Annotated in this window: 10 protein-coding genes; all 10 read right to left on the bottom strand. The window is 43.0% G+C overall.

Features of this window, described 5'->3' with window-relative positions:
* Positions 1 to 91 precede the first annotated feature (91 nt).
* On the bottom strand, positions 92 to 1,687 hold the full coding sequence (locus tag ARA78_RS02380; RefSeq protein ID WP_055222719.1) for a peptide chain release factor 3: 1,596 nt from the start codon (positions 1,685 to 1,687) through the stop codon (positions 92 to 94).
* A gap of 21 nt (positions 1,688 to 1,708) precedes the next feature.
* Positions 1,709 to 2,209 (bottom strand): helix-turn-helix transcriptional regulator, encoded by a 501-nt coding sequence (locus ARA78_RS02375; protein WP_015535018.1) that lies wholly within the window; start codon positions 2,207 to 2,209, stop codon positions 1,709 to 1,711.
* A gap of 37 nt (positions 2,210 to 2,246) precedes the next feature.
* Entirely contained in the window at positions 2,247 to 2,993 is a 747-nt protein-coding gene (locus tag ARA78_RS02370; protein ID WP_172674879.1) for a 4'-phosphopantetheinyl transferase family protein, read from the bottom strand.
* A 93-nt stretch (positions 2,994 to 3,086) separates the two neighbouring features.
* Complete coding sequence (locus ARA78_RS02365; RefSeq protein WP_055279927.1) at positions 3,087 to 5,657, bottom strand: tubulin-like doman-containing protein; 2,571 nt, start codon at positions 5,655 to 5,657, stop codon at positions 3,087 to 3,089.
* Positions 5,658 to 5,828: 171 nt separating this feature from the next.
* Positions 5,829 to 6,791 (bottom strand): NYN domain-containing protein, encoded by a 963-nt coding sequence (locus tag ARA78_RS02360; RefSeq protein ID WP_015535019.1) that lies wholly within the window; start codon positions 6,789 to 6,791, stop codon positions 5,829 to 5,831.
* A gap of 20 nt (positions 6,792 to 6,811) precedes the next feature.
* A complete protein-coding gene (locus ARA78_RS02355) occupies positions 6,812 to 8,242 on the bottom strand; it encodes an alanine/glycine:cation symporter family protein (protein WP_055279926.1) in 1,431 nt (476 codons plus the stop codon).
* Positions 8,243 to 8,477: 235 nt separating this feature from the next.
* Positions 8,478 to 11,201 carry an FtsX-like permease family protein gene (locus ARA78_RS02350; RefSeq protein ID WP_055279925.1) on the bottom strand — a complete coding sequence of 908 codons (2,724 nt, stop codon included), beginning with the start codon at positions 11,199 to 11,201 and terminating at the stop codon, positions 8,478 to 8,480.
* A 1-nt stretch (position 11,202) separates the two neighbouring features.
* Positions 11,203 to 11,904: an ABC transporter ATP-binding protein gene (locus ARA78_RS02345; RefSeq protein WP_055279924.1), complete on the bottom strand. Its 702-nt coding sequence runs from the start codon at positions 11,902 to 11,904 to the stop codon at positions 11,203 to 11,205.
* Between the two features lie 245 nt (positions 11,905 to 12,149).
* On the bottom strand, positions 12,150 to 12,791 hold the full coding sequence (locus ARA78_RS02340) for a TetR/AcrR family transcriptional regulator (RefSeq protein ID WP_055279923.1): 642 nt from the start codon (positions 12,789 to 12,791) through the stop codon (positions 12,150 to 12,152).
* A gap of 97 nt (positions 12,792 to 12,888) precedes the next feature.
* Positions 12,889 to 14,160 (bottom strand): ABC transporter substrate-binding protein, encoded by a 1,272-nt coding sequence (locus ARA78_RS02335; protein ID WP_082418034.1) that lies wholly within the window; start codon positions 14,158 to 14,160, stop codon positions 12,889 to 12,891.
* Between the last annotated feature and the right edge of the window lie 7 nt (positions 14,161 to 14,167).

The raw sequence follows: 14,167 nt of genomic DNA, 5'->3' as shown, positions 1-14,167 counted from the left end.
TTTACTGATATATATGCACGCAAAAAGACCATGAAAACCAATTTGTGCCCTAAGTCACTCATCATCTTCATGGTCTCTTATCTTCGTATATCTAGTTCTTTCTGAACTCCTCAAGTTCAAGTCCCTCATTGTGCTGGAGAACCTGATCGATGACCCACTCATTTGCAAACAGGAGAAGCGGATTACCCTTCATGTCCTTAACCTTCTTGACATCGCTCACACGCTTGAGCTTTGTCACGTCTATGGTAGGATCCTTCACCCATCTGATATAGTTATATGGTATCGGCTCAAGTCTTATCTCACAGCCGTACTCATTCTCAAGTCTGTACTTAAGTACATCAAACTGAAGTACGCCGACAACTCCGACTATGATCTCTGAAAGACCCGCAGTGTACTCCTGGAATATCTGTATAGCACCCTCCTGGGCAATCTGGGTAACACCCTTGACAAACTGCTTACGCTTCATGCTGTTGAGCTGAACAACCCTGCAGAAGTGCTCCGGTGCAAATGTAGGGATACCCTCATACTCAAACTTCTTTCCGCCTGTTGTGAGCGTATCTCCAATCGAGAACAGATCAGGATCAAATACACCTATAACGTCACCGGCATACGCCTCGTCGACGATCTTCCTGTCCTGAGCCATAAGCTGCTGTGGCTGGGAAAGCTTGATCTTTCTCTTGCTGGCAGCATGATATACCTCCATGCCTGCCTCAAACTTACCAGAGCAGATTCTCATAAATGCGATTCTGTCTCTGTGAGCCTTGTTCATATTTGCCTGAATCTTGAACACAAAAGCTGAGAACGGCTCTGTTACAGGATCTATGATCCCCTCTGATGAATTACGTCCGATAGGAGGTGTCGTCATCTTAAGGAAATAGTTCAGGAACTGCTCGATACCAAATGTATTCAGCGCAGAACCGAAAAATACAGGGGAGAGCTCTCCGGCTCTGACCTTCTCTATATCCATCTCCTCTGTGGCACCATCTATAAGCTCTATCTCCTCATTGAACTGGTCAAAGAGGTATGGGCCGACAAGCTCCTTGAGAGCCTCATCGTCTATATGATAATCTGTTTCCTCCGCCTTCTTGGCTCCACCTGTCGATATAGCCTGGAACGTGGACACTATCTTGGTCTTTCTGTCATATACACCCTTGAACTCTTTTCCTGAACCTATAGGCCAGTTGACAGGGCATGTCTTGATACCGAGAACAGTCTCTATATCATCGAGAAGCTCAAATGTATCCCTTGCATCTCTGTCCATCTTATTTATAAATGTGAATATAGGTATATGTCTCATGACACATACCTTGAAGAGCTTTATGGTCTGAGCCTCAACACCCTTGGATGCATCGATCACCATGACCGCAGAATCCGCAGCCATAAGTGTACGGTAGGTATCCTCCGAGAAATCCTGATGTCCAGGTGTGTCAAGTATGTTTATGCAATATCCGTCATAATTGAACTGCAGAACAGACGAGGTTACCGAGATACCTCTCTCCTTCTCTATATCCATCCAGTCCGACACTGCATATTTGGAATTTGCCTTTCCCTTTACAGATCCCGCTGTGTTTATTGCGCCGCCAAAGAGCAGAAACTTCTCTGTGAGTGTAGTCTTACCTGCATCAGGATGTGAAATTATAGCAAATGTCCTTCTTCTGTTGATCTCTTCTCTTAACTTGTCATCCATTATCTTTTCCTCATATACAATTTATTGATTCTTATTCTTCAAAATGTCCCTGTTCTTCTGAGCCCAGAGCATAAGCGACTGTATATTCACAGACATCTTCTCCAGCTCCTCAAGGACAGCATCAAAAGCTGCAACCTCGGTCTCGTCGACTATTCCATCAGCGGTGATCTCTATAAGCTGCTCAGATATATCTTCCATCTTCTTGGAGGATCCGAGGAACTGAAGTATGAGCCTGTCAAGGCTGTCCGCATTTATCGGCTTCACCGTCTCTTTTCCTATAGGGCAGTCGCCTGAACAATAGCTGTTACAGAGCTCGGGTATGTCATACGCCTTTGACATGGAAAGTACCTCCTCAGGGTACGGAACTACTGTGCCAAGCTCTATTCTTGAAAGCCTTGTCCTGTCTATATTGAGCACCTCTGCACTCTTCTCCCTGCTTGTAAGGTTATCGTTCACCTTAGACGCATTATATCTTGCGACATAATATTTATTGTTAAGCGCCTTTGTAGCTTTTTTACTCATTTTTTTCTCCTTATGTAGTTCTTCCTAATACACCTAATTAAACATAATAACACACAATATCAGCCGAATCAATCATCTTAATATCCGGTGAAAAAGTTCCATCAGAAGCTGCGCAAAATGCAGCTATAAAGTCTATATTCATATCTCCCTCTGCATGCGCAGGATCCGCTATTTCATCCATATGCATACGGCCGTCACACTCAGCCCTGCATACGGCATAATTGCCCAGCCAGATATTCTTCTTCTCCATATGTGCATTGTCCATGACCATTTTCTGTTCCTCATCCTTCATAAGTATGCCTGTTCCGGTCATCTTGCTGTACGCCTCGCGCCTTGTCCACACACATGTGCTGTATATTTCCGGGTGTGCACACGACATCACACATTTTTTGTCCTCATCCGAATACAGGCGGTTAACTATGCTGTCCGATATCCTTCTGACTCTCTCAACGTCTATACCACAAGGCTCACCGCCTATCGCAGCCGCCACACAACCCTCGGTATGGCTTATCGAAAACTGAATGTCCTTTATAAACGGCTTTCCCGCCTTATTCTTCTCATACGTGACCAGCCGTTCATCAATTCCGGCACATTCCCTGAGAGCATGTGCAAGCAGGATTCCCGCTGCAAGACTGGCATTCCTGTCATCCCGCCTCCTGAGACGTTCCACCTTACACCTTCTGTATTCCGATACTGCATCCAGACATCTGCCATATATCCCATCGTCAGCAAATGCCCCCGTATCCATTATATATGCTCTGTATCCGTTAAAAGATTTATTCAAATCCAATTCCATCTCTTTCTACCAAATACGCCATGGTCATAACAACAATACAGCCCCTTAATACTCGCATATTAAAGGGCTGTATAAACTAACCTATATTGTGACAAAATCAGGGAAGCTCTTCATATCCTTGTTCACCTCATCAATATGAAGTCCCTTGTAATCATATACTGCATTGTAAGCCATCTGCATCTCCATCGCACACTGCATCATGGATACCGGAACACCGACAAATATATCATCGATCGAGATCTCTATCTCACCCGGATTGAGCGTTATTGAATCCTCCTTCTCATTGTAAGGTGGAGCCATCAGTATAGCTTTGACTGCCTTGCTGAAATACGGCATCACATTTGGAACCGATATATATTTCTTTGCAAGAAGCTTCTCCTTATATCCGTCAGCAAGAACACACAGAGGCTGTTCCTCTGATATATCATCCACAAACGCCCTGGCAGCCTCCTCCATGATGGATGTTCTCCTGTCGTTGATCGGAGATCCATACATAACGTTGAGATCCTGCTCCGTTAGCTTCTTATCAGCAAATGCCACTGTGAACATCTTCTCAGGACCATATGCTCCCACACCGGAAAACAGCTCTCTGTATATCTTCTCCATCTCATCCTTGACAGGAACAACTCTTCCACTGTCTATATTGGACTCGTTGTCCAGCATGAGCTTGATGATCCCTGTCTCCATCTCTTTTATCCTTCTGGATGTTACATAATCAGTCGGAAGGAATTCATGTCTCTTGGCTTTCTTGAGTATATTGCCAACAGCCTTATCACCGTTATTCGCAAGATCCTCGATGGAATTCTTCAGATCCTCTCCAAACTGTGAATATATTTCGTCAAGTCTCTCTGCCCTCTGCTGAAGCCATCTAAGTGTATCTCCAAACAGATCCTGTGCATCGAGTTCATCTATAAGCTTTGTTCTCTCCGCAGCAAGTGCTTCCTTGATGCATGCATCGAAATAACCATTCTCAGTCTCCCTCTTCGCTGAAGGGAAAGTGAAGAATCTCTTCGCAACAATGGTCTTGATGGAATCAATGATTCTGGTATATTCACCCGACGGTGTATAATCCTTCATCATCTTCTCAAGCTTTCTGACTTCAGCCATCATACCCTTTGTAGAATCTGTTACACCGGCACTCGGTGCACCTATGACATCTATTGCGCCATATGGGCCAAACTCATTCATATATTTGGATATCACATCATCAAGTGAACTCCAAAGCTTGTTCTTCATCGACTTTATGATAACCGGAAGTTCCTTCTCAAAGTTCTCCATCTTCTTGGCAAAGCCCTCTCGAAGACCGTCCGTATTCTTCTTTATCATCTTATATGTAGGCTTGGTGATCTGACCGTACTGTATGAGACCGTTCACGGCAAGTTTGATATTCTCACCCTGCTCCTCCTGCAAGAATACAGTGAGCTCTGCGAGTACATTCTTGATATCCTCCTCGGCATTGCCCTCCTTGAACGGAGATCTGAACAATCCCTTATATGCCTGGGAAAACAGATCATTCTCACACATATTCTCTATCTCTTTGATAGGAATATGGTAGTCAGCCTCGCTTACTACCTTGTAATAGCAGTTTGACTTCTTGATATTCTCGTCACTGTGCTCCATCTTCCAGTTCGTGATGGAATATCCCTCATTCTCAAAAAATACATCCCTGAGAAGCTTCCTGTCGTTCTCCACGTCATTGTTGCCAATGAACTTGTTGCTGGCTAGCCTGTAGAGGAAGCTTGCTGTATCCCTTGTGATGTATCCCTCAGGTATGTAGCCCTGTTCGTCCTTTCTACCTGATACAAGCATGCAGGCATCAAAGAGATTCTCCCTGATGACCATCTTGTTTGACTTACTGATAAATGTATAGTTGTCATCCTTCTCGGAGAGCTTCATATAATAATCAACTTCCTTGAGGGTCGCACATCCATTTGCATTGAGTCTCGCCACAAGCTCTGTATCTTCATATACAGCCTTATGACCGAACAGTACATCCGGTGTGAGCAGGCAACCGCCAATCCTCAGATTGTTCCACTTCTTCGCCTTGCCATACGCACGTATGTTATATGCGACATCTGAGAGGATTCCACTTCCGGTTCCTCCGGCGATTCCGGATACGATCAGGACATCGACTGTTCCCTCCGTCGTCTTGTCGTATACATCCTGAAGCTTGTCAAAAAGGAGCATTCTGACATCCGTATATGCATTCGAGAACATCAGACGTCCAATCTGTCTGTTCCCCTTTGCTCCGTCTCTTCCTATCGTGATAGCCGGGAATTCAGGATCCATCCAGTTTGCAAGATTCTCATGGATCGGATTCTTCTGGATTCCATTCTCCAGAACATTCTCAATGTCCGGTCTGTATATACTGATAACCTCAAGGGCATTGAAACCGACACCCTCCTTGCTATCATCTATGGTAGCCTCCATCTCTGCTATATCTGAATCTATCATGAGGAAATTAATGTTATCCTCGGGTGTGATGTTATCCATCAGCATACCCTTAAGCGCGCAAACGGTCCTGCCTCCAAGTCCCCCAAGACCTATTACGAGCAGATTCTTGTTGAATCTGTTCTCATGACTTATACGTCCAAAAACACGTATGTCTTTTAATTTGCTAAACTCCTCTTTTTGAGTATCAATAAGTATCATAGATTATGCCTCTCCTTAATATGCACGTACACTTCTTCCCCCATAGTGAATTTTCTGTACCTGAAAACCCACATTTTCAATTTATCACTATTCTTATTGATTTTCAACAAAAAGCGTTAATTTATTTGGCATTTTTTCTAAATTTTGACATATTTAAGCATTAAACACTTTCTACTTATCTGTCAATTTTACCCTGTCTCCCACGATCTCAAAACAACCGAAGCTTTTGAGAAAGCTTGAAAACTTACTGTATCCATATTTCTTTATGCTGAAGCTGGGTATAATATTCTTAAGTTCTGTATTCAGCAGTCCCATATTGTACATAGTGTCAGAATTCTCCGTGAGAAGTCTCACTATGCGCAGCTTGACAGCACTCTTAGGATCGATATGGTTCTTGATGGACACAAATTTCTGCCTGCCGCTGTCTATATCCAGATCGTCAAACTCCTCACTGAGGAATGTTGACAGCTTGGAATATCCATAATTTCTCACGTCAAAGTCAGGATATTTGTTCACAAGGCGGCTTCCGATCTCACCCATATGAGTCTTCTTATCCTTGTCATCGTTCTCATCTATTATATTGTAGACCGTCTTCTTTATGTCCCTTATGCTTGTGATATATGACTCGTCCACAGCCGCAGCCTCAAGCATGGCATTCTTCGATGCCGGCTTGTTGAGATCCTCTGTCACCAGTGAATCAAGGATCTTGAAGCTTGTACACGCACTCACGAACGCTTTCGGAGTCTTGCGTTCTCCCATTCCGATGACCTGCTTGCCAGCCTCCCTGAGTCTTGATGCAAGCCTAGTGAAATCGCTGTCGCTTGTCACCAGACAGAATCCATCTATATTGCTCGTATAGAGAAGATCCATCGCATCTATTATCATGGCCGAATCCGTTGAATTCTTTCCCGCCGTGTATGAAAACTGCTGTACAGGCTGTATAGAATATGACAGCAGACAATCCTTGTCCCAGCCATTGTTATTCTTTGACCAATCCCCATATATCTTCCGCACCGTTATTGAGCCGAGCCTTGACAGCTCATCAAATATACTCTCAATATATTTTGCCGATACATTCTCTGAATCGATAAGTATCGCATACTTGTTAGAAATCTCACTTGATATTTCTTCCATATAAAAGTCCCTTTCATTTATCAGTTCTCTTTGCCGGTCTCAACCCCAAACTTGCCCGGTCCATCCTGAAAATACTCACGGGTAAGCTTCACAACTGTACCTGACAGCATGAATACTGCGATCAGATTAGGTATGATCATAAGTCCGTTGAAGGTGTCCGCTATATCCCAGAGAAGTCCGAGATCCATGGTCGCACCGATGATTGCGACAAATGCATACACAACCATGAACGGCTTGATAAGCTTACTTCCAAACAGGAATCCGACACATCTTGAACCGTAAAGTCCCCATCCGAGTATGGTTGAGAACGCGAAACAGCACAAAGCCACCGCTGTGAATATCGATATCCAGTTGCCGTAGGTTGCAACAAAGCCGTTGATCGTGAGATCGGCTCCTGCAGCCTGTCCGTAGGCTACCTCAGTTCCACTGCACAGTATTACAAGTGCCGTAAGCGTACATATAACTATAGTATCGATAAATACCTCGAATATTCCCCAGAGTCCCTGCTGCACCGGATGCTTTACATCAGAACATGCATGGGCTATGGATCCTGTACCAAGACCTGCCTCATTGGAGAAAATACCTCTCGATACACCCTTTCTCATGCTGAGGAACAGACTTCCAACTATTCCACCGGTCACGGACTTCGGATTGAATGCACCTTCAAATATAGAAGCGAACACTCCCGGCACACTCTTGATATTGATTATTACAAGAATTATAGCCATGATGATATACATAGCAGCCATGAATGGCACCAGCTTCTCTGTCACGCTTCCTATTCTCTTGATTCCTCCTATAAGTATGAGACCAACAAGAATAGCTATTATGATTCCTATCACAAGATTGATTGTAAATGTATTGCTCTTGTCAGCCAGATTATAATTAAAAAGTGCTGAATCTATAGCTGTTGTGATGGTATTGACCTGTGTTGCATTTCCTGTTCCGAACACTGTGAGTATACCGAGGACTGAATATGCTATAGCCAGGAAGTAAGCATTCTTGCCTAGGCCATTCTTGATGTAATACATTGGTCCGCCGACCCAGTCACCATTCACATCCTTCTCACGGTAGAACACTGCAAGTACGACCTCTGCAAACTTTGTTCCCATTCCGAGAAGTGCTGAGATCCACATCCAGAATACCGCACCAGGACCGCCTATGGCGATGGCTCCAGCAACACCGGCTATATTTCCCGTTCCAACCGTTCCCGCCAACGCCGTACACATGGCCTGAAAAGGACTGATTGCACCATCTGAAGTCTCCTTCTTGTTGAATATCCTTCCAAACGTATGCTTGAACGCGTATCCAAACTTTGTAAACTGAACCCCCCTGTTTCTTATGAGGAGCCACAGTCCCACGCCCACGATACATATCATGGATGGCACTCCCCATATAAAATTGTTCACCGATGAATTCACATCGGCAATGATCTTAAGTAATTTCTCCATATCTGTACTTCTCTTTTCCTATTACTTTTTTGCATATCATATATGATTTTACAATATAAACTGCACATTGTGCAAGAAAAAACGCGTATATATCCCGTATAGTCCCGCCAACAATCACAATACCTATCCGCTTTTCAGACAAATTTTGCACACAAAATAACGGAGACGATTATTTATACCGCCTCCGCAATCATATATTATTTTAAGGTACTTTTATATCATACTGCCACTATCTTTACTCTCTGTTCTTCAGCACCTCAGCCGGCACGATCTTGTTCAGTCTGCCAACAAGAGCTCTGTTGATTATGAAATACAGGACAAGTATTCCGTCGTAAAGCACAGCCCAGAGCCATGGGGCAAATGTCAGCTTGACGCCGCAGTTTACATTTGACACCAGAGAAGGATACACTGCACTCATTATAAGCTTTGCAAGTGGCAGGCATATGGCTGCTCCGATTGCGATTATGAAGAAATTGCCATCCAGATATAGCTTTCTGATCTCCTTCGTTCTGAAGCCAAACACCTTTATCAATGAAATCGAGAATGCTGATCTGTCAATCATAACCTTCATCATCAAATACATTACCACTACGAATATAAGTGTCGAGATAATAACTATCATAATAACCATACTTCTCATCTGATCTGCAAATATTCCAGCAGCCGACTCTATATCGGCCTTTGTTGTGGTTGCGTAAAGTCTTGCAGGATCAACCTCCAGATCCTTGTCTGAAAATACTACATTGTACTCATCACTTCCAGCTCCGAACAGCTCCCTTGCATCATCTATAGTCATGAAAACATAAAATGCCGGAGTATACTGTGTCACACTGTCCACTGTAAAACCATAATCTATATCATTCTCCTCGTCGTGGAGCACGATTTCGTCACCCACACCATAACCATATTTCTCAGCAAATGATGATGATATGGTAACTCTGTTCTTGCCATCCTTAAGGTCAACATCAAAATACTTAGTATTCTTTGAAAGTCCAAGAACTGTCACATCCCAGTTGTAACCATATACCTCTTTCTTCAAAGTCTTAGCATACGCTGCCTCACCGCCCTCAGGGGGATTCTCTGTAGGATACTTGTATGTATACATATATTCATAGTGGGTATCCTCCACATTCTGCTTCTTGACCTTTGAACAGAAAGTTGCAGTGTTAAGGCTTAACATCAGGCATATGAGGGCTATGAACATTCCGATCACAACCGTTAAGCCTGTTCTCATCTCTCTGAGCATCTGTCTGACTCTGAATCTTCCGACAAATCCCATGTCTCCGAGATTGACATTGCTGCCCTTTGGTTGCTTGACCTCATTCTTTATAAGTGAAAGAGCTGTCTGTGAGAGCTTCTTTCTGATAACGAAGTAGTTCACAACTATCGCTACCAGTGGCGGCATCACGATACCATACACTATAAGAATCGGCGGGATCTTCACATCCATAGCAGGGATGGAATAATACGCATATGCATCTGCCATCTGAACAGGGATTCCAACATTGCTTATTCCGATCAGGAAACCGATTATGCCTGCAACTGTTGTGACTATGACCGGAAGTGTCAGATAATGCATCATGAGATCTCTTCTCTTGACCCCCAGGGCATAAAGTGCACCTATGACGCTGCTCTCCTTCTCTATTCCATGTACAACGAATACTGATATTACATATGTGAACAGGAACATGAGCAGCACACCGAAGAAATATCCCGCCTGTACATTGATCTGCTGGTCATCAGCGGCTCCGCCTGTTCTCGGATTATCATCACTTGTCACAAATGATGTAATATTTGCAAGATCTGTGTCGTAATCCTTGAGGAATGAATCCGTCTCCTTCTTGAGTTCTGCCACTCCATCCGCAAGCTCATCCGAGCCATCCTTTGCCTCTGTAGCTCCGTCGGTATACTCCTTAATACCGTCCTTGAATGCCTTGATGCTGTCAATGTCACTCAGGGCACTTTCAATGCTCATCGCCAAAACTCCGCCCTGACTGTCGGCAATCTTAGTCATCTCGTCATTGTAATTATCCTCTGTGAGCTCTGTATCCAAACCATACGCTGAGAGAGATGATGACGCCTGTTCAAGGTATGCGTCAAACAGCTCCTGTGCCGCATTGTTGAGCTTCCTGTTGTTATCAGTGAGTTCTCCAAGTCCATCTGCAAGCTCATTTGCACCTGACTTAAGATCCTTTATGCCATCCTTGAAATCGTTTATGGCTGCGCCAGTTCTATCCCAATACTCCTGGAAATACTCATCATCTATGCTGTCTGTGTCGACCTTGATGTCTTCAAGTGCATCCTTCACGTCATCACAGGTGGTCTTGCCCTCGAGTCTGAACGCATACAGATATGTCTCAGTCTTGACACTCTCGCCTGTTGCATTGAGCTTATCATACGCCCCCTCTGTAACGAATACCGTTCCAAACACCTTACTGTCAACTACAGTATCTGACATCTCCTTGAAAAGAGCATTATAATCAGGTGATGTCCCTATTCCTGTCACCTTGAATTCATTTCCTGCTATCTGTATTATATCTCCGACAGAAATATCATTTACCTGACTGAATCTCTTCTCAACAACTATCTCATCATCAGCCTCCGCAAGATTTCCCTCATCACATTCCACAAGATCTATATTCTTCCTGTTGGCAAATACCCTGAGAGTCTTGCCATCCATGACATCGTAGTCCTCGTAGAACATCTGCTCAACCTCAGTACCCACATCCTCAAGCCGGGATATCTCTTCATCGCTCAGTGGAACGAATACGGAAAACTGACCATCCTCTATCTTATTTGCCTCGTCATGTGTCTCGCCATTGTCAATGATCGTATATCCGGCTCCTATCAGTGAGACAATGACATACATACCCATGATGATAAGAAATGCAAGTGCTATGTATCTGAACAGATTCTCCTTCAGATCCCTCAGAACCCTTTTTCTCAAAACCTTCTGCATATTACAAATCCTCCAATTCTGACGCTGGAACTCTCACTTCGTTCTCATACTCCCTGCTTATAAGGCCATCCTTTATGAAGATAACCTTGTGCACCATATTCTTGATGGAATTGTTATGTGTTACTATCAGCATGGTCGTCCCATACTTCGCATTTATCTCCTCGAGAAGAACAAGAATATCTCTGGATGTCTTGGAGTCAAGAGCTCCTGTCGGTTCATCACAGAGAAGGAGTTTTGGATTCTTCACAAGAGCCCTCGCTATAGCACATCTCTGCTGCTGTCCACCTGAGAGCTGTGAAGGAAACTTGTTCTGATGCTCAGTAAGTCCCAGAGTCTCGATCAGATCATCCACAGGAAGCGGATCATAAGTCAGATACTCACACACCTGTATGTTCTCCCTTACAGTGAGGTTTGGAACAAGGTTATAGAACTGGAATATAAATCCCAGATTATCACGTCTGTAGTCCGCGAGCTGGTCGCTGTTCATACCAAATATCTCTGTTCCATCAACCTTTATCGAACCTGAATCCATGGTGTCAAGACCACCTATACAGTTCAGAAGTGTTGACTTACCTGAACCTGACGTTCCCTGTATAACACACATCTGTCCTTTTTCAACACCTGTGTTTATACCTTTAAGCACCTGCACATAGCTTCCACCCTCTCCATAGCTCTTCTTTACTCCTGACACTTCCAAATACATAATTTTTCCTCCTTTATGATATCCTCGTTGTTCTAATTTTCATTTACTTTATTTTTTATAGCAATCCATTACACTTTAGCAGCTATTCAAATGTTCATTTGCATACATAACGCTGTTATGGTTTAAGCCTTTTTTTAGGTCTTCCCTGTAATTCGGAAGACCTGTAATAAGACATAATGGGAATTTGATTCCCCTGTACCACATTTTTCATTTTACTGTTTTCAATTTTCTATTCCGGTCAAATCTTATTCTGGATCCTGCCACGGCTTAACCAGGCCATACCAGCCTGAGATCAGATATTTCATACCTGTCTCAACGAACTTCAAGGCATCCTTCTCATTGTCAATATGTGTCACCATGAATATAAACATATCAATCTGTGAATGAGACATCCAATGTACCACATTCCTGTCAACCATCGGTGTTCCATAAGCCTTGCACATCGCCTCACATATAAATGCATTGTGTGCATCCATCTGATCCACTATATTGTCTGGCATGCTCTCCATACTGGATCCCTGTGACTTCGTAAGAACAAGAAGCACTTCTTCTCTATGCATATAAATCTCATGCACTATGTTCCTGGCCGACTCAAAATCACTGTCCTCATTGTGGTCTGATGCCATGCCATTGTTCATCTCGTCCACCTCAACGGAAAAATGCTCGGTTAACACAGCATTGAGTCTGTCCATCATGTGTCCCACAACATTGCAGAACAGATCGTCCTTATCCTTAAAAAAGAAATATAAAGCTCCGGTTGTCACTCCTGCCTTCTGACATATATTTCTAAGTGACGCACCCATAAATCCCTTATCCATGAACTCTTCCTTGGCACACTTTAGAAGTTCTTTCCTCGTCTCGCTGTCATGTTGTATTTTCTTTGCCATAATCCTCACCCATTTAATTATAATATAAAATAACATAACAGTGTTACGCTTGATAACACCGTTATGTTAAAACATATCGATCATTTTGTCAACTATTTTATTTCTTATACATATCGCTATAAATTCTGTCTATAGTCTCATCACGACTCAACTTATCGTACAGATAATAGTCAGAATCTGATTTAAATGATCCATACACATCCTCAGATTCCAATATCGGTGCCATAATCGACAATTTGTCGCTGTTTTCTTTTCTCATAGCATCTGCCTGTACCTCAAATCCAGTCAGCATATCATGCTCATCAAGAACAGCAAGTGCCGAACTGCTGATCGGAACACCCTTTTCTGTTCCCTGTCTTAAAGTCATTTCCTCACCATTCAACAGATAATTCAACAGCTTTGCGGCCGCTTCTGGGTGTTCAGTATTATTACTTATCGCATACATTGTTGCAGGTTTAACAAACCAGCCTAAAGATTTTGCCCCCGGCTCACATATGTATTCTCCTATTTTTACATCATATCCATTTTCCTTCAAAGGATCACAATATCCTCCTGCATCACTTACCCACGCAAGAGTGCCGCCAACCTCACCGCTGGCAAAAGCATTCCTGTTAAATGAATCTACAGACATTAAGACTTTTTTATCAAGTAGTTCCTTATAAAAATCCAACATGTCACCTATCTGTTCCTTATTCAGATTCAATGTGCCATCAGATTTGACCGGATCATTTCCGGTTGTCTGTATATAATGTGAAAGCAGCATAAAAAATAATGATTTTTTTGTCATGCCCAGAGGATATACCCCATCTTTGCTCATGATTCTGGCTGCATCAAACAAGTCATCCCATGTTCTGGGAATACTAAGTCCATATGAGTTCCAAAGAGTCTCATTATAATAAAAAGTCTCCGTATTGAACGCGATAGGAACAGCATTTAATTTTCCATTTTTTGTTCCAAAGGCAAGCTCTTCTTCAGTATAGTTTTCAAAATCAATATAATCCGAAAGCGTATTAAGATCATAAAAGCCAGATCCGTCAGAAGAATATGTATCAAGCCAGCCATAATTTATGAGCATAACATCCGGAGTCTCCTGTGATTTCATATATATATGCTGTCTTTTCTCGTATCCATTCCACACACCATATTTGCATTTGACGTTTATTTCTGGATTTTCTTTTTCAAATATATCAACAGCATCCAGTGTGTACTGGTTTCTACTATCATCGCCCCACCAGGAATATTCTATAGTTATCGTATCCCCGACAGCCATATCTGTTTTTTGCTCTCCGCAACCACTAATTACAAAAAGCAAAAAAAGCATCATCAAAACCGATAATCCTCTTTTGTGATTTTTAATTATATGTTTCATCTGTTTC

Origin of the sequence: Coprococcus eutactus, from assembly GCF_001404675.1 — a bacterium.
Classification (GTDB): domain Bacteria; phylum Bacillota; class Clostridia; order Lachnospirales; family Lachnospiraceae; genus Coprococcus; species Coprococcus aceti.
Note: the sequence above shows the minus strand (reverse complement) of the source record. Positions and strands in the feature narration are given on the sequence as shown.